Genomic DNA, 18,363 nt, shown 5'->3' with positions numbered 1-18,363 from the left:
TTTTGCTGAGATACAGCCGTTATTTATATAGGATTATATCAATTACTGGTACAGGCGGTTGTGCTCATATACCGGCTCGGAGGTCAGTTCGATGCCGAGACGTTTGAAGGTCTTGATATCAACCTCCGACAGCATGACGGAGGTGTGAACCTGGCAGCCGCGCAGTTTTTCGAGCTGTTCCAGGGCGATCTGTGCGTGTTTGTTGGTAGCGGCGCACATGGACAGCGCGATCAGAACTTCATCGGTGTGGAGACGCGGGTTGCGGCTTCCGAGGTACTCGACTTTCAGCTTCTGGATCGGCTCGATCGCGATCGGGGAGATCAGGTGCTCATCGTGCGGAATATTGCCAAGTACCTTGACAGCATTCAGAAGCAGGGCAGCGGAAGCGCCGAGCAGGTTGGTTGTCTTTCCGGTGGCGATGGTTCCGTCCGGAAGTTCGATGGCAGCAGCCGGAGCACCGGTTTCTTCGGCGCGTTTCAGGGCAGCCGGAACAACCTTGCGCATATCGGTGGTCAGTTTTGCCTGCTTCATCAGAAGTTCGATCTTATAAACTTCCTCTTTGCCGACATCCTCTTTGACAACGCGGTTTAATGCCTGATAGTAGCGGCGCAGGATTTCCTGACGGGATGCCTCGCAGCAGGCTTCGTCGTCAATGATGCAGTTTCCTGCCATATTGACGCCCATATCAGTCGGGGATTTGTACGGGTTCTCGCCGTAGATTCCCTCGAAAATAGCGCTCAGAACCGGGAAAATCTCGATGTCACGGTTGTAGTTGACCGTTGTCACACCATAAGCCTCCAGATGGAACGGATCGATCATGTTGACATCGTTTAAGTCAGCGGTCGCTGCCTCGTATGCCAGGTTGACCGGGTGCTTTAACGGGATATTCCAGATCGGGAAGGTCTCAAATTTGGCATATCCAGCCTTGACGCCGCGTTTGTTCTCGTGGTAGAGCTGGGAAAGGCAGGTTGCCATTTTTCCGCTTCCCGGTCCCGGCGCGGTGACAACAACGAGTGGACGTTTGGTTTCAATGTAATCATTTTTACCATAACCTTCATCGCTGACGATCAGCGGAACATTGCCCGGATAACCGTCGATGGTGTAGTGGCGGTAAACCTTGATGCCCATGGATTCGAGCTTGTGTTTGAAGACATCCGCAGTGTTCTGCCCGGAATAGTGGGTGATTACAACGCTTCCAACATAGAGTCCCTTGTCGGTAAAGGATTGAATCAGACGGAGTACGTCTACGTCGTAAGTAATGCCGAGGTCGGAACGTACTTTGTTTTTCTCGATATCCGCAGCACTGATGACGATGACGATCTCCGCCTGATCCGCTAACTGCAGAAGCATCCGCAGCTTGCTGTCAGGTGCAAAGCCCGGAAGAACCCGGGATGCGTGGTAGTCATCGAACAGTTTTCCGCCAAATTCGAGGTAGAGCTTATCACCGAACTGGTTGATACGCTCACGGATATGTTCCGACTGCATTTTCAGGTATTTGTTGTTGTCAAAACCGATTTTCATCTAATCCTCCGTTCTTAGTTTCGTCCCGCACAGAATACCGGTATCGCGGTGGGGGCAGATGCCGGTTTCCATCTGGTGGGATGAAAATCATATGTTTGTATGGATGATTGCGCCGCCAGGTCACAGTCCATGTCCGGCACAGACTGCCATTCGCAGTTGTTTATGTCGATGCTCTTTGTGTGAAATGAACGCAGCACAGCAGACCGCAAAGAATCACAATTAGTACTATTATCCTACAAAAAAGTCTATTTGAGTAGAGGAAAAATAAAAAAATTTTAAAATCGGAAAAATGACGGATTTGGTTTTCGGAAATGTAATATTTTCTGGCGAAAATTTTTGTGTACAGGCGATGGGGATGGAGAAAATCTGGATGTAAATTGATAAAAAACAGAAAAGGGCATACAAAATGTGATATAATGAGCGCAGAAGAAAAGAATGCGGCTGCGAAGCAGACATATTCTTTTCTTGCGGCATTAACGAACGAACAGCCATGCGAAGCAGGGCGGTGGAGCGCGATAGCGCGGGTTCGTGAGTGGACGGGTGAGAATACGTTCTTATGATATAATGAGCGCAAGTGAGCCAGAAAGCTGCTTGCAGATTTAAGGCGAACGGCGAATCGTGATATAATGTGAACACTTAGCGAGATGTTTTAAGGAGGTATCAGCATTCATGCGGGAAATTCCAAAGCCGGGCGAGCGGTACCGGCATTTTAAAAATAAAGAATATCAGATTCTGGCGGTGGCGACCCACTCGGAAACGGGGGAAAAGATGGTTGTCTATCAGGCGCTCTATGGAGAATATGGCGTCTGGGTTAGACCGCTTTCTATGTTTATGGAAGAGGTAGATCGGGTAAAATATCCGGAGGCGGCGCAGAGATACCGGTTTGAGCGGATTGCGGCGGGTCCGTGGGAAAATTCGAAACAGCAGGAAATAAGGACAACCAGAACGACTCATGTCGTAAATGAAGGTGTTCGCCGTTCGAAAATGTCTGACGCAGCCACTCATTCCTGGGACATACCGCAGGAGGAACCGGAGCTGCATCCGCTTGTGGCAGAATTTCTGGATCAGGAAACGACCGAGGGCAGGCTGGAAGTGCTCCAGAGAATGAGCGGCAAGGTGGACAAGCGGGATCTCGACAGTCTCTGCTTCTGTCTGGATATGAATCCGGTCGGTGGAAGCGTGGAGGAAGAGCTGGACGCGATCCGTCAGTGCATCCGGATGCAGCAGAGGTACGATGCACCGCGCCTGCGGTATGGAAAGTGAGCGGCTGTCTGGCAGAAGAGTCTGGGTAACTGTTCACGGGTAGGCACTTTTGGAACCGAAAGTGCCGTAAGAAAACGTGGTGGCAGCAGATTACAAAACAGGATGGTTTGAGATGTTTCAAATAGAAGAAGAACTGAAAAAACTGCCGGGGCAGCCGGGTGTTTATATTATGCACGATGCGAAGGACGCGATCATCTATGTCGGCAAGGCGATCAGCCTGAAAAACCGAGTCCGTCAATATTTCCAGAGCAGCCGGGATAAGACGGCGAAGATCAAGCAGATGGTCTCGAAGATAGCACGTTTTGAGTATATCGTGACGGATTCGGAGCTGGAAGCGCTGGTGCTGGAGTGCAACCTGATCAAAGAGCACCGCCCACGCTACAATACGATGCTCAAGGATGACAAGACGTACCCGTACATCAAGGTGACGGCTTCGGAGGAGTACCCGCGGATCTTGTTTTCACGCCAGATGAAAAAGGATAAAAATAAGTATTTTGGTCCTTTTACGAGCGCGGGAGCAGTCAAAGACACAATCGAGCTGATTCGGAAGATATACCGGATCCGGGCGTGCAGCCGGAAGCTGCCGCAGGATATGGGAAAGGACCGTCCGTGCCTCTATTACCATATTCACCAGTGCGACGCGCCATGTCAGGGGTATATTTCACAGGCAGATTATCAGAAATCGGTGAAGCAGGCGGTCGGTTTTTTAAATGGACAGTATGAGCCGGTCATGAAATATCTGGAAGAAAAGATGAGGACGGCGTCCGAGACGATGGAGTTTGAGAAGGCGATTGAGTACCGGGATCTGCTTGAAAGTGTCAGAAAGGTGGCGCAGAAGCAGAAGATTACGAGCCAGAGCATGGAAGATCGGGATATTATCGCGATGGCGAAGGATGAGCGCGATGCGGTTGTGCAGGTGTTTTTCGTGCGCGATGGCAAGCTTATTGGGCGGGAACATTTCCATATGAATCTGACCGGCTCGGAGAGCAAGGCAGAAATTTTAAACAGCTTCGTCAAACAGTTTTACGCGGGAACGCCGTTTGTGCCGCATGAGATCTGGGTGCAGGAGGAGTTAGAGGACGCGGAGGTTATCGCCAGCTTCCTGACGGCGCGCCGGGGACAGAAGGTGCGCTTTGTCGTGCCAAAGATGGGCGAGAAAGAGCGGCTGGTCGAGCTGGCGGAGAAGAATGCGAAGATGGTGCTCTCCCAGGATAAGGAGAAGATCAAGCGCGAGGAACTTCGGACGATCGGGGCGATGAACCAGATTGGATCGTGGATCGGACTTTCGGGAATCAAGCGGGTAGAAGCCTACGATATTTCCAATATCAGCGGTTTTGAGTCGGTCGGTTCGATGATTGTCTACGAAAATGGACGTCCGAAACGCAATGATTACCGCAAATTTCGCATCCGGACGGTGCAGGGACCGAACGATTACGCTTCAATGCGCGAGGTGCTGCTGCGGCGGTTTTCCCATGGCCTGGAGGAGACGAAGAAACTGCAAGCCGAGGGCGGCGATCTGGCGATGGGAAGTTTTACGCGTTTTCCAGATCTGCTGATGATGGATGGCGGACGCGGACAGGTTAATATCGCGCTGGAGGTATTAAGAGAGCTTCAGCTGGAAATCCCGGTCTGTGGCATGGTAAAGGATGATAACCACCGGACGAGGGGATTGTATTATCAGAATGTGGAAATTCCAATCGATCGCCATTCGGAAGGATTTCAGCTGATCACCCGGATTCAGGACGAGGCGCACCGGTTTGCGATCGAGTACCACCGGAGTCTCCGGGGCAAGGAGCAGGTGCGCTCCGTGCTGGATGATATCAAGGGTATCGGACCAGCGCGCCGTAAGTCTCTGATGCGGACGTTCAAGACGATCGAAGCAGTCCGGGAGGCGAGCGTGGAGGAGCTGGAAGCTGCGCCACAGATGAACCGGGCAGCTGCCGAGGCAGTCTATATATTTTTCCGTGATGACAAGCAGGGGAAGATGTGATAGGATGTAGACAATAGTAAAAATAAAAGGAGACAAAAGTATGGGTGGAGTGACGATAACAGAACTGATCGATAAGATGGGGCTTCGCAATATGACGCCGGAGCTGGAGACGGACAATGTTATGCTGGTGCATGCGGATGTGAACCGTCCGGCATTGCAGCTGACTGGATTTTTCGACCATTTTGACAAGGACCGTGTGCAGATCATCGGTTATGTGGAAAATGCGTACATCTCGACCCTGACTCCGCAGCGCCGCCGGGAAATGTTTGACAAACTGCTGTCTTCGGGTATACCATGTCTGGTATATAGCCGCGGCATGGCACCGGAGGAGGAAGTGCTGGAGCTGTGTAACCATTATGGGGTTCCGTGCATGGTATCGGAGAAGACGACTTCGGATCTGATGGCGGAGATCATCCGCTGGCTGAACGTCAAGATGGCGCCGATGATCAGCATTCACGGCGTACTGGTCGATGTATTTGGCGAGGGTGTCCTGATTATGGGCGAGAGCGGTATCGGCAAGAGTGAGGCAGCGCTGGAACTGATTAAGCGCGGTCACCGTCTCGTCAGCGATGATGTGGTCGAGATCCGCCGCGTCAGCGATGAAACCCTGATCGGTTCGGCACCGGATATTACCCGTCATTTCATCGAGCTTCGCGGTATCGGCATTATCGATGTCAAGACGCTGTTCGGTGTAGAGAGCGTAAAGGATACACAGTCGATTGACATGGTAATCAAGCTGGAAGAGTGGGATAAGGACAAGGAGTATGACCGCCTTGGCATGGAAGATCAGTATACCGAGTTCCTTGGCAACAAGATTGTATGCCATTCAATTCCGATCCGTCCGGGACGTAACCTGGCAATCATCGTAGAGTCGGCGGCAGTCAACTATCGTACCAAGAAGATGGGATATAATGCGGCGAAAGAACTGTACAAGCGGGTACAGGCGAACTTGGCAAGAAGAGATTAATGGAACGATTCACGCAGTCTGATTCGTGTGATTTAGTGCGGAAATCCCGACTTGCAAGGGATGGAGCCGTTATGAAATGAATAAAGGAAAATAGATATGTCTAATTTTTATCAGAAACTTTGTGATGCCATCGGCGCTGCTTCCGTGCGGGAGCAGGAGCCGATGAGCGCACATACGACCTTTCGGGCTGGTGGACCAGCCCGCTATTTTGTGACCCCGGAGGGCGAAAAAGAGCTGGCGGCAGTGCTGGCGGCGTGCCGGGAGGCAGAGAAAGCGTATTACATATTAGGAAATGGAAGCAATCTGCTTGTCAGTGATGCGGGCTATCCGGGCGTGATGATCCTTCTGGGAAGCCAGTTTACAGAGGTGGTTCGTCCGGAGGGCGAACCGGGCGTCTACGAGCTGGGCGCCGGTGTGCTGCTTTCGCGTGCCGCCAGGGAGGCGCAGAAAGATGGAATGACCGGATTTGAGTTTGCAGCCGGGATTCCTGGAACCGTGGGCGGCGCGGCGGTCATGAATGCGGGCGCTTACGGCGGAGAATTAAAGGATGTGCTGGAATCTGTGCGCGTGATGACGCCGGACGGCGAGGTAAAAGAGCTTAAAACGGAAGAACTGGATCTGGGTTACCGCCACAGCTGCATCCCGGAGCGCGGATATATCGTTTTATCGGCGCGGATCCGTCTGGAGAAAGGTGATCCGGAAGCGATCAGGGTGCGGATGGATGAACTGGCAGCCAAACGGCGGGAAAAACAGCCGCTGGAATATCCGAGTGCCGGAAGCACCTTTAAGCGCCCTGAGGGCTATTTCGCCGGAAAATTGATCGAAGATGCCGGACTTCGCGGCTATCAGGAGGGCGGCGCACAGGTGTCGGAGAAACACTGTGGTTTCGTTATCAACCGCGACCATGCGACGGCTTCGGACATCGCGGGGCTGTGTGGGACGGTGCAGAAGCGCGTGTATGAGCAGTTTGGGGTGAAACTGGAGACGGAAGTAAAGATGCTGGGCTTTTAAGATATTAAGATATATAGAGTATGGAAAAGGGAGGAACAATATGCGGCTTGTGATCGTAACCGGTATGTCGGGAGCCGGAAAGACGGCGGCACTGAAAATGCTGGAGGACATGGGATTTTACTGTGTTGACAATCTCCCGATCCCGCTGGTAGGAAAATTTGCGGAGCTGGTGCAGAGCAGCAGCGGGGAGGTAAGCTGTGCAGCGTTGGGAATCGATGTACGCAGCGGCGACGAGCTGGCACAGCTGGAGGGAACACTGAATGATTGGAATAACATCCAGTTTCCGTATGAGATCCTGTTTCTGGATGCCAGCGATGAGGTGCTGATCAAGCGATATAAGGAAACGCGCCGTTCCCATCCGCTGGCAGGAAAAGAGCGGCTGGACCGCGGTATTGCGAAAGAGCGCCTGAAACTCGATTTCCTGAAAAAGCGGGCGGACTATATTCTGGACACCAGCACGCTTCTGACGCGGGAGCTCAAGGCGGAACTGGAACGTATTTTTATGGGGCGCGAGCGCTTTTCCAGCCTCTTTGTGACGATCTTAAGCTTTGGCTTTAAATATGGGATTCCGTCGGATGCGGATCTGGTGTTTGATGTTCGTTTCCTGCCGAATCCTTATTATGATGAGAATTTAAGAAGCCATACCGGCAATGAGAAGGCGGTGCAGGACTTTGTGCGCCGCGGCGGGACGGCAGATGTATTTTTGGATAAACTCTATGACATGATTGACTTCCTGTTTCCGTACTATGTAAAAGAAGGAAAGAATCAGCTTGTCATAGCCGTAGGATGTACCGGTGGAAAGCACCGTTCAGTTACGGTGGCGAACCGGCTCTATGAGCGCCTCAAGGAGCACTCGGAAATAGGGCTTAAACTGGAACATCGGGACATAGAGATGGATAACCGGACAAAAGGGTAAACGGAGGTAGAGAACTTTGTCATTTTCAGCCCGGGTAAAGGAAGAGCTGTCGCATCAGCTGAGCAAGGCGAGGCACTGCCAGATTGCAGAGCTGGCGGCGATTTTGAGCCTTTGCGGCAAGATTCATATCGATGAAGAGGATCATTTCAGCATACGGATCCACACGGAAAACGTAGCGGTTGCACGAAAATACTTTACATTATTGAAAAATACATTTAATATTAAGGCGGACATTTCGATCCGGCGCAATGCATTTTTAAAAAAGAGCCGTTCTTATACGCTTCTGGTGCGCGATCACGAAAATGCACTCCGGGTGCTGGAGGCGGTCAAGATGGTGGATGCGCAGGGAAATGTCGGGGAAAACCTTTCGGTGGTGCGGAATCTGGTGATTCAGAATGCGTGCTGCAAGAAGGCATTTATCCGGGGCGCTTTTCTGGCAGCCGGATCCTTAAGCGATCCGGAGAAATTTTATCATTTTGAGATCGTATGCGCGTCGCTTGAAAAGGCGGTGCAGCTTCAGAATGTGATTCTGACATTCGACATCGATGCGAAAATAGTTGTCAGAAAGAAGTATTATGTGGTATATATAAAAGAAGGCAGTCAGATTGTGGAACTTCTGGGGCTGATGGAAGCGCATGTGGCATTGATGGAGCTGGAAAATATCCGGATCCTGAAAGAAATGCGAAACAGCGTCAACCGTCAGGTCAACTGCGAGACTGCCAATATCAATAAGACTGTTTCGGCGGCAGTCAAGCAGCTTGCGGATATCACATACATCCGTGATACGGTCGGGCTGGATTACTTGCCGGAGCTTCTTTCAGAGGTAGCACAGGTTCGTCTGGAGATGCCGGATGCAACCTTGAAGGAATTGGGGGAGAATCTGAGCCATCCAGTTGGAAAATCGGGAGTCAATCACAGGCTCAGAAAGATAAGTGCAGTAGCTGAAAGCCTCCGCGAAGAGCGGGGCGAGTAAAGTTAGGTTATTGTTCACAGGCAGGAATTTCCTGGATGGAAAATTCCGTGCGATACAGTAGTGGCAGCGGATTTTGCCGTTTTTTTCGAGCGGGGCTCGATGAGGAGGATATTATGACAAGTAAGGAAATCAGAATTGGTTTGAGTTCAGGTCTGGAGGCACGTCCTGCGGCGATGCTGGTGCAGGTAGCAAGCCAGTATGAGAGCAGCATCTATGTGGAAAGTGAAGAAAAACGCGTCAATGCAAAGAGCATCATGGGCATGATGACGCTGGGACTGGCAGAGGGCGCGCACGTAAAGGTAACGGCTGATGGCAGCGACGAGGAGAGTGCGATCGAGGGAATTGAGAAATATCTGAGCAATCAGTAGAAATCCAGATTTCTGACCGTTTTTCGGAAAGAGACAGGGGACGCAACAGTTAAACAAGAGCTTTGATAGATGAGGGGGTGTCGTTTCGCGGGAAACGGCAGTCCCTTAAAAGATCTGAATGGGAGGAAAAAGGTGGCATTTACACATCTGCATGTGCATACAGAGTACAGTCTGCTTGACGCATCGAGTAAAATAAAAGAACTGACCGCCCGGGCGAAGGAGCTGGGGATGGACAGTCTGGCGATTACTGACCACGGCGTCATGTACGGCGTGATCGATTTTTACCGGGCAGCCAGGGAAAATGGGATCAAGCCGATCATCGGCTGTGAGATCTATGTGGCGCCCGGATCGCGTTTTGACCGGGAGGCGGGAAGCGGCGAGGATCGCTATTATCATATGATTCTGCTGGCGGAAAATAATACCGGCTATCAGAATCTGATGAAGATCGTCTCCAAGGGATTTGTCGAGGGATTTTATTATAAACCGCGTGTGGATGACGAGGTGCTGAGAACCTACCATGAAGGCATTATTGCACTCAGCGCGTGTCTGGCGGGCGAGATCCCGAGGTATTTGTCGAGAGGCATGTATGAGGAAGCGTGCAAGTCGGCGCAGAAATACCGCGATATCTTTGGACCGGACAATTTCTTTCTGGAATTGCAGGATCACGGCATCCCGGCGCAGCGGACGGTCAACCAGGGCTTGATGCGGATGAGCCAGGAACTGCAGATTCCGCTGGTGGCGACGAACGACTGCCACTATATTTATAAAGAAGATGTGGAATCGCACGATATTTTGCTCTGTATCCAGACGGGCAAAAAAGTCACGGACGAGAACCGGATGCGCTATGAGGGCGGGCAGTTCTATGTCAAATCCGAGGAGGAGATGCGTGCGCTGTTTCCGTATGCACAGGAAGCACTTGACAACACGCACAAGATCGCCGAGAGATGCAATGTCGAGATCGAGTTTGGCGTGACGAAGCTGCCGCAGTATGATGTCCCGGACGGATATACGTCCTGGGAATATCTGCAGAAGCTCTGCGGGGAGGGCTTTCACAAGCGCTACCCGAACGACGATGGGACGCTGCGGGAGCGCCTGAGGTATGAGCTGGACGTTATCCATTCGATGGGATATGTCGATTATTTCCTGATTGTGTGGGATTTTATCCATTTTGCAAAATCAAACGGTATCATGGTCGGTCCGGGACGTGGTTCGGCGGCGGGCAGTATCGTCGCGTACAGTCTGGAGATCACGGACATCGACCCGATCCGCTATCAGCTGATTTTCGAGCGTTTCCTGAATCCGGAACGAGTTTCCATGCCTGATATCGACGTCGATTTCTGTTTCGAACGGCGTCAGGAGGTGATCGACTATGTCGTGCGGAAATACGGAAAAGACCGCGTCGTGCAGATTGTTACCTTCGGTACGCTGGCGGCAAAGGGTGTCGTCCGCGACGTGGGGCGCGCGCTCGATATGCCGTATGCACAGTGTGATGCGATCGCAAAAATGATTCCGGGTGATCTCGGCATGACGCTAGACAAGGCGCTCAAAGCCAGTCCGGATCTGCGTGAGGCGTATGAGTCGGACGATTCGGTCAAATATCTGATCGACATGAGTAAACGTCTGGAGGGGCTGCCGAGACATACCTCCATGCATGCGGCGGGGGTTGTCATCAGCCGTGCGGCGGTCGATGAGTATGTGCCGTTGTCCAGGGCATCTGACGGTTCGATCACGACCCAGTTTACGATGACGACGCTGGAAGAGCTGGGACTTCTGAAAATGGATTTTCTGGGTCTTAGAACCCTGACGGTTATCCAGAATGCGGTTCGCCTGGTGGAGAAAACGACCGGAAAACCGCTTGATATAGATAGGATCGATTACAACGATAAAAAGGTGCTGGATTCGATTGGAACCGGCAAAAATGACGGTGTGTTCCAGCTGGAGAGTTCCGGCATGAAAGGATTCATGAAAGAGTTAAAGCCGGAAAACCTGGAGGATCTGATCGCCGGTATTTCCCTGTATCGTCCGGGTCCGATGGATTTCATTCCACGTTATCTGAAAGGCAAAAATGACAAGGCTTCGATTGTCTATGAGTGCCCGCAGTTAGAACCGATTCTGGCGCCGACCTATGGCTGTATCGTCTATCAGGAGCAGGTTATGCAGATCGTGCGCGATCTGGCTGGCTATACCTGGGGACGAAGCGACCTGGTGCGCCGTGCGATGGCAAAGAAAAAAGCGGCAGTCATGGAGAAAGAACGCCAGAATTTCGTCTACGGCAATGCACAAGAGGGCGTAAAGGGCTGTATTGCGAATGGGATCGACGAGAAGACGGCGAACCATATTTACGATGAGATGATCGATTTTGCGAAATACGCCTTCAACAAGTCGCACGCGGCGGCGTATGCGGTTGTCTCCTACCAGACGGCATATCTGAAATATTACCATCCGGTCGAATTCATGGCGGCGCTGATGACCTCGGTCAAGGATAATGTTTCGAAGGTATCGGAATATATCATGAGCTGCCGTCAGATGGGGATGAAGATCATGCCGCCGGATATCAATGAGGGCGAGGGCGGCTTCTCCGTTTCGGACGGTGCGATCCGCTATGGTTTATCGGCGATCAAGAGTATCGGTCAGTCGGTGGTGGATGAGATTGTGCGGGAGCGGACCGAACATGGAAAATTCCGATCGCTGGAAGATTTCATTGACCGGATGTCGGGCAGGGAGGTCAATAAGCGCACATTGGAAAGCTTTATCAAATCCGGTGCGATGGACGGGCTGCCGGGAACCCGCAAGCAGAAATGTATGGTCTGCGGTTCGATGGTCGATCAGAAGAATAAAGAGAAGAAAAATACGATGGAAGGGCAGATGTCACTCTTTGATTTTGCAGCGGAAGAGGACAAGAAGAGTTTTCAGATCACATTTCCGAATGTCGGAGAGTATTCGAGGGAAGAATATCTGGCATACGAGAAAGAAATGCTGGGCGTCTACGTCAGCGGGCATCCGCTGGAGGAATATATCGGCACCTGGGAGAAAAATGTGACGGCGAAGAGCTCCGATTTTGTTGTGGATGAGGAGACCGGTTCGGCGGTGATTCACGACGGCGCGTATGTGACGATCGGCGGAATGATCACCGAGAAAACGGTTAAGACGACCCGGAATAACAAAATGATGGCGTTCCTGACGGTGGAAGATCTGGCGGGAAGTGTGGAAGTGCTGGTATTCCCGAAGGATTATGAAAAACGGCGCGATATGCTGATAAAGGATGAAAAAGTCTTTATCCGCGGACGCGCATCGGTCGGCGATGAGCCGGTCGGAAAACTGATCTGCGAGCAGATTATCCCATTTTCGCAGGTGCCGCGCGAGCTGTGGATTCAGTATGCGGACAAGGACGCGTATCTGGCGGGAGAGAAAGAACTTCTCGACCTCCTGAAAACAAGTGATGGAAATGACACCGTGATCATTTACCTGGGACGTGAGCGCGCGAAAAAGGTTCTGCCGCGCAACTGGAATGTGCGGGCAGGCGAGGCGCTGGTGACGACGCTCAGCGAGATGCTGGGCGAGAAGAACGTCAAGGTGGTGGAGAAGCCGCTGGGGAAGATTTCTTCATAAGTGTTAAAAGTTGCATTGGACATTGGAAGCTTTGGTAACTGGGCACGTATGTGTGAACAGTAACACGCTTTGGCGACATGTTAAAAAAATATCATAAAAAATCTTGAAATGACCTATAAAATGAATTACAATAAAATTGTTTGAAAATTGTGGTAGCACGCAGTGCAGAACAATTTGGTATCAGAAGGGTCAAAAGATTCGAAAATAAAACGGCTGGTTCACGGTTGGGGATGTGAAGCGGAAAGCCTTAGGACGGAGGAATAAGCGATGGCAAAAGAGGTTAAAACGATTGGTGTACTGACAAGCGGCGGCGATGCGCCGGGTATGAATGCAGCGATCCGTGCGGTGGTCCGGACTGCGATCAACAAGGGCATGAAGGTAAAAGGTATCATGCGTGGTTACGCTGGACTTTTGCAGGAAGAGATTGTGGACATGGACGGAACCAGCGTGGCAGATACGATTGGCCGTGGCGGTACGATCTTATACACAGCCCGCTGTCCGGAATTTATGACCGAGGAAGGTCAGAAGCGCGGCGCAGAAATCTGCCGCAAGCACAACATTGACGGTCTGGTCGTCATCGGCGGCGATGGTTCCTACCGCGGCGCCGGAAAGTTATCCGCGCTGGGAATCAATACGGTAGGTCTTCCGGGCACGATCGATCTGGATATTGCCTGCACCGATTATACGATCGGGTTTGATACCGCGATCAACACGGCGATGGAGGCGATCGATAAGGTAAGAGATACTTCCACCTCCCATGAGCGCTGCAGTATCATCGAGGTTATGGGACGCCACGCGGGATATATCGCCCTGTGGTGCGGTATCGCTAACGGCGCCGAGGATATTCTGCTTCCGGAGCGGTACGATGGCAATGAGCAGATGCTGATCAACCGCATCATCGATAACCGGAAACGCGGCAAGAGACATCATATTATCATTAATGCCGAGGGCATCGGACATTCCGCGTCGATGGCGAAGCGAATCGAGGCGGCAACCGGCATCGAGACACGTGCGACGATCCTTGGTTATATGCAGCGAGGCGGCGCGCCGACCTGTAAAGACCGCGTCTATGCGTCCATCATGGGCGCCAAGGCGGTGGAGCTGCTGGAAAAAGGAAAGACCAACCGCGTGGTAGCGTATAAGCACGGCGAGTTTCTGGATTTTGATATTCAGGAGGCGCTGAATATGAAGAAGGATATTCCGGAAGATCAGTATGAGATTAGTAAGCTGCTGATTCGTTAAGGAATTTGATGGCTGCTTGTGAGATGGGCTGGCATATGAACGGAGAACAGGCTTCTCAGGGATAAAGGGAGAGCCTGCTCTCCGTTCGTGCGTCAGCCCTGTTTGTGGGCAATGGAAAATGAAACAGATGGAGGTGCAAGAAAATGGCAGAAATGCAGAATCCCAATACAGATGGGGACTCCACCGTACTCTGCGGTGCGAATTCGTATGTGGAAAAATATTATCTGAATGAGCAGTTTTCGGGGCTGCCGGAGTCAATTAAGCAGGAATTGCAGATCATGTGTGTCATGTACACAGAGGACATCGGCGGTATTATTTTGCTGGAGTTTATGCCGGATGGCAGACTGCAGTTTAAGGTTGAGGCGGAGGAGAATGATTACCTCTTTGACGAGATCGGAAGCGCGCTTAAAATCAAGCAGTATCAGGCGGAGAAGCGTGAGCTGCTGGAATCGCTGGAGCTGTATTATAAGGTGAAGGTGCTGGGAATCCCGGCGGACGAACTGTTAGACGACGAGCAGATGGAACGGTATCAGGAAGATTAGAAATAAAATGAAGATTGGAAACGTAGAATTAAAAAATGCAATCGCCCTTGCGCCGATGGCAGGTGTGACGGATCTGCCGTTCCGTCTGCTCTGTAAGGAGCAGGGATGTGGTTTGATGTACACGGAGATGGTCAGCGCGAAGGCGCTTCTTTATAAGAACCGCAATACAAAGCCGTTATTAGAGACGCGGCCGGAAGAAGAGCCGGTTGCGGTGCAGCTGTTTGGCTCAGATCCGGAGATCATGAGCGAGATGGCGCTGCAGCTGGAGGAAGGACCGTATGCCATCATCGACGTCAACATGGGTTGTCCGGTGCCAAAGATTGTCAATAACGGCGAAGGTTCGGCACTGATGAAGGATCCGAAGCTGGCAGAGCAGATTTTGACGGCGATGGTAAAGAAACTTCATAAACCGGTTACGGTCAAATTCCGCAAGGGATTTAATGATTCGAATATCAATGCGGTTGAGTTTGCGAAGATGGCAGAGAGCTGCGGCGTGGCGGCGGTAGCCGTGCATGGACGGACGAGAGAGCAGTATTATTCCGGAAAGGCGGACTGGGACATTATCCGTCAGGTCAAAGAGGCGGTTTCAATCCCGGTCTGGGGAAACGGTGATGTATTTACACCGGAAGATGCCAAGAGAATGAAGGAAGAAACCGGCTGCGACGGCATCATGGTGGCGCGCGGCGCGAAAGGAAATCCATGGCTGTTTAAACGGATTCTCCACTATCTGGAAACCGGAGAACTTCTGCCGCCGCCGACTGCGGAGGAAGTAAAGAGGATGATTGTCCGCCATGGGACGCTTCAGACGGAATTTCGCGGCGAGGAGATCGCAATGCGGGAGATGCGTAAGCATGTGGCATGGTATACGGCAGGATTTCCACATTCGTCGGCGCTTCGCAATGATATAAACCAGGTGGAGACGCTGGAGGAGCTGGAACGGCTGGTGGATGAGAGAATTTAAGAGAAGGATGAATGTGTGGAATCAAAACGATGGTTGTGTTACATGGGTGGACGAAATCGGAAGGCACAGAAAAAGCACGAAAATGTAGGATTTTCCCTTGTTTTTAAAGCCATTATGGCACTTTGTGATTCTTGACATTACACCAAGAATCATGTATAATAGTGCGATGCAATTATTAGGGGATTCAATGATGAATCGATAGAAGGAAGGATAGCTGTCATGGCAGAAAAGAAGAACATTTTAACTTACACAGGATTGAAAAAGTATGAAGATGAACTTCATGATCTGAAAGTAAATAAACGCCAGGAGATCGCACAGAAGATCAAAGAGGCGAGAGAGCAGGGCGACCTGTCTGAGAACGCTGAGTATGATGCAGCAAAAGATGAACAGAGAGACATCGAGGCAAGAATCGTAGACCTTGAGAAACTGTTGAAAAACGCAGAGGTTGTTGTTGAGGATGAGATCGATCTGGATAAGATCAGCATCGGATGCCAGGTAAAGGTACTGGATGTCGAAGAGGATGAAGAGATGGAATTTAAGATCGTAGGTTCCACCGAGGCAAACAGCTTAGATGGTAAGATCTCCAACGAGTCTCCGGTTGGTCGTGCCCTGCTTGGCAAGAAAGCTGGCGAGACCGTAGACGTAGAGACACAGGCGGGCGTTATCCAGTACAAGATCCTGGACATCCAGCGAGTATCATAAAGAGACGAAGGAGTGAAAGAGAAAGTGGCAGAGCAGAATCAGCAGAATAAGAACGAAGAGAAGGACTTAAATCAGTTATTAAAGGTGCGCCGCGAGAAACTGAAAGACCTTCAGGACAACGGAAAGGATCCGTTCCAGATTACAAAATTTGATGTAACTGCACACAGCAGCGAGATCAAGGATAACTTTGAGCAGATGGATGGCAAAGAGGTTACGATCGCAGGACGTATGATGTCCAAACGTGTGATGGGTAAGGCATCTTTCTGCAATGTGCAGGATTTAAAGGGCAATATCCAGTCTTATGTTGCCAGAGACAGCGTAGGCGAAGAGGCTTATAAAGATTTCAAGAAGATGGATATCGGTGATATTGTCGGAATCAAGGGTACCGTATTCCGCACCAAGATGGGTGAGATCTCCGTTCACGCAGAGTCCATCGTACTGCTGTCCAAGAGTCTGCAGATTCTGCCGGAGAAATTTCACGGACTGACCAACACGGATATCCGTTATCGTCAGAGATATGTGGATCTCATCATGAATCCGGAAGTAAAAGACACCTTTGTAAAACGTTCTCAGATCCTCAAGGAGATCCGCAATTTCCTGGATGGACGCGGATTTATGGAAGTGGAGACCCCGATGCTGGTAGCTAATGCCGGCGGTGCGGCTGCCCGTCCGTTTGAGACCCATTATAATGCTCTGGATGAAGATGTAAAACTGCGTATTTCTCTGGAACTCTACTTAAAGAGACTGATCGTAGGCGGCTTAGAGCGTGTTTACGAGATCGGCCGTGTATTCCGTAACGAGGGCGTTGATACCCGTCACAACCCGGAATTTACCCTGATGGAGCTGTATCAGGCATACACCGACTATGAGGGCATGATGGAACTGACCGAGAGTATGTTCCGCTACCTGGCTGAGAAAGTCTGCGGAAGCTCTGTCATCAGCTATAACGGCACTGTGATTGATATGTCCAAGCCGTTCGAGCGCATCACCATGATCGATGCAGTTAAGAAATACTCCGGCGTTGATTTCAACACTGTTAAAACTGACGAGGAAGCAAAGGCAATCGCAAGAGAGCACAATGTTGTATTTGAGGAGCGCCATAAGAAGGGTGATATCATCAACCTGTTCTTCGAGGAGTTCTGCGAGGAGAAGATGATTCAGCCGACCTTCGTTATGGATCACCCGGTTGAGGTATCTCCGCTGACCAAAAGAAAACCGTCCAATCCGGAGCTGGTTGAGCGCTTCGAGATGTATATCTACGGCCGCGAGATGTGTAACGCATACTCTGAGTTAAATGATCCGATCGATCAGAGAGAACGTTTCAAAGCACAGGAAGAGGCGTTTGCTGCTGGCGATGAGGAAGCAAATCATACGGATGAAGACTTCCTGAATGCACTGGAGATCGGTATGCCGCCGACAGGTGGTATCGGATACGGTATCGACCGTCTGGTTATGCTGCTGACCGATTCCCAGGCAATCCGTGACGTACTGCTGTTCCCGACGATGAAGTCACTGGACGCTGATAAGAAAGCTTCCAAGACTTCCGAAGCAGCTTCGGCAGAGGCTGAAAAACCGGTTGAAAAGATTGATTTTTCTAAGGTAAAAGTCGAGCCATTGTTTGAAGAAATGGTTGATTTTGATACATTCAGCAAGTCAGATTTCCGTGCAGTAAAGGTTAAAGAGTGCGTTGCAGTACCGAAGTCAAAGAAGCTGTTACAGTTTACTCTTGATGACGGAACAGGCACAGACAGAACCATTTTAAGCGGTATTCATAGCTTTTATGAGCCGGAAGAACTGGTTGGAAAGACTCTTATTGCTATCACAAATCTTCCACCGAGAGCTATGATGGGCATTGACTCTTGCGGTATGCTCCTCAGTGCTATTCATGAAGAAGAAGGCGAAGAAAAGCTTCATCTTCTGATGGTTGATAACCACATTCCAGCAGGTGCAAAGCTCTATTAAGATGAGAAACTGAGCCTTGCGGCGGTGTGCGCTTGCGAACACCGACATAAGGCGAAAAACGCACGGAGACGCCAGTCGACGTGATGTAAAGATGTACCGTTTTACCGAATAGACGGGACGTACTTCATTTGATAAAAAACTAAAAAAACAACGATTTACATCAAACTTACATCAATTGATGCAGAAATCGGTGCAAGCAAGAAAAAATCGCATAATTAGTGCAATGAGTGGGCAATTCCAATCGGAGTTGCCCATTTTTAAAACAAACAGAAATACAAATCGGAAGTTGGAGGATACACGCATGAAAATTGTAATCATTAATGGAAGTGCCAGAAA

14 protein-coding genes are annotated in these 18,363 nt (G+C 50.7%); 13 read left to right on the top strand and 1 reads right to left on the bottom strand.

Annotation, left to right across the window (positions count from 1 at the left end; genetic code table 11):
* Nucleotides 1-42: 42 nt before the first annotated feature.
* Nucleotides 43-1,521, bottom strand: a complete 1,479-nt coding sequence (locus tag DW720_RS09740) for a DUF1846 domain-containing protein (RefSeq protein ID WP_022359314.1) — start codon at nt 1,519-1,521, stop codon at nt 43-45.
* A 669-nt stretch (nt 1,522-2,190) separates the two neighbouring features.
* Between DW720_RS09740 and DW720_RS09730 the strand changes: the two genes are divergently transcribed.
* The 13 genes from DW720_RS09730 (at nt 2,191) to lysS (ending at nt 18,027) form a co-directional block, all read left to right on the top strand.
* The gene (locus tag DW720_RS09730) at nt 2,191-2,784 is read left to right on the top strand and encodes a DUF1653 domain-containing protein (RefSeq protein WP_022359296.1); all 594 of its coding nucleotides are present in this window, start codon (nt 2,191-2,193) and stop codon (nt 2,782-2,784) included.
* A 112-nt stretch (nt 2,785-2,896) separates the two neighbouring features.
* Complete coding sequence (gene uvrC / locus DW720_RS09725; protein WP_118467289.1) at nt 2,897-4,774, top strand: excinuclease ABC subunit UvrC; 1,878 nt, start codon at nt 2,897-2,899, stop codon at nt 4,772-4,774.
* 40 nt (nt 4,775-4,814) lie between these two features.
* Nucleotides 4,815-5,741 (top strand): HPr(Ser) kinase/phosphatase, encoded by a 927-nt coding sequence (gene hprK / locus DW720_RS09720; protein WP_022359298.1) that lies wholly within the window; start codon nt 4,815-4,817, stop codon nt 5,739-5,741.
* A gap of 96 nt (nt 5,742-5,837) precedes the next feature.
* A complete protein-coding gene (gene murB / locus DW720_RS09715) occupies nt 5,838-6,752 on the top strand; it encodes a UDP-N-acetylmuramate dehydrogenase (protein WP_118522556.1) in 915 nt (304 codons plus the stop codon).
* Between the two features lie 40 nt (nt 6,753-6,792).
* Nucleotides 6,793-7,668 carry an RNase adapter RapZ gene (gene rapZ, locus DW720_RS09710; RefSeq protein ID WP_022359300.1) on the top strand — a complete coding sequence of 292 codons (876 nt, stop codon included), beginning with the start codon at nt 6,793-6,795 and terminating at the stop codon, nt 7,666-7,668.
* Between the two features lie 16 nt (nt 7,669-7,684).
* Entirely contained in the window at nt 7,685-8,641 is a 957-nt protein-coding gene (whiA, locus tag DW720_RS09705) for a DNA-binding protein WhiA (protein WP_022359301.1), read from the top strand.
* Nucleotides 8,642-8,754: 113 nt separating this feature from the next.
* A complete protein-coding gene (locus DW720_RS09700) occupies nt 8,755-9,009 on the top strand; it encodes an HPr family phosphocarrier protein (RefSeq protein ID WP_107001048.1) in 255 nt (84 codons plus the stop codon).
* Between the two features lie 132 nt (nt 9,010-9,141).
* A complete protein-coding gene (locus DW720_RS09695) occupies nt 9,142-12,618 on the top strand; it encodes a DNA polymerase III subunit alpha (protein ID WP_118743176.1) in 3,477 nt (1,158 codons plus the stop codon).
* 267 nt (nt 12,619-12,885) lie between these two features.
* Nucleotides 12,886-13,860: a 6-phosphofructokinase gene (gene pfkA, locus DW720_RS09690; protein WP_022359304.1), complete on the top strand. Its 975-nt coding sequence runs from the start codon at nt 12,886-12,888 to the stop codon at nt 13,858-13,860.
* Nucleotides 13,861-14,003: 143 nt separating this feature from the next.
* Nucleotides 14,004-14,402, top strand: coding sequence for a DUF6145 family protein (locus tag DW720_RS09685; protein ID WP_022359305.1), 399 nt, complete (start codon nt 14,004-14,006; stop codon nt 14,400-14,402).
* Nucleotides 14,403-14,409: 7 nt separating this feature from the next.
* Nucleotides 14,410-15,363, top strand: coding sequence for a tRNA dihydrouridine synthase DusB (gene dusB / locus DW720_RS09680; RefSeq protein ID WP_117795850.1), 954 nt, complete (start codon nt 14,410-14,412; stop codon nt 15,361-15,363).
* Nucleotides 15,364-15,582: 219 nt separating this feature from the next.
* The gene (greA, locus tag DW720_RS09675) at nt 15,583-16,065 is read left to right on the top strand and encodes a transcription elongation factor GreA (RefSeq protein ID WP_107001044.1); all 483 of its coding nucleotides are present in this window, start codon (nt 15,583-15,585) and stop codon (nt 16,063-16,065) included.
* A 24-nt stretch (nt 16,066-16,089) separates the two neighbouring features.
* A complete protein-coding gene (gene lysS, locus DW720_RS09670; RefSeq protein ID WP_118743182.1) occupies nt 16,090-18,027 on the top strand; it encodes a lysine--tRNA ligase in 1,938 nt (645 codons plus the stop codon).
* Nucleotides 18,028-18,363: the final 336 nt, after the last annotated feature.

This window comes from Clostridium sp. AM27-28 (assembly GCF_003480955.1).
Taxonomy (GTDB): Bacteria; Bacillota; Clostridia; order Lachnospirales; family Lachnospiraceae; genus Otoolea; species Otoolea fessa.
Note: the sequence above shows the minus strand (reverse complement) of the source record. Positions and strands in the feature narration are given on the sequence as shown.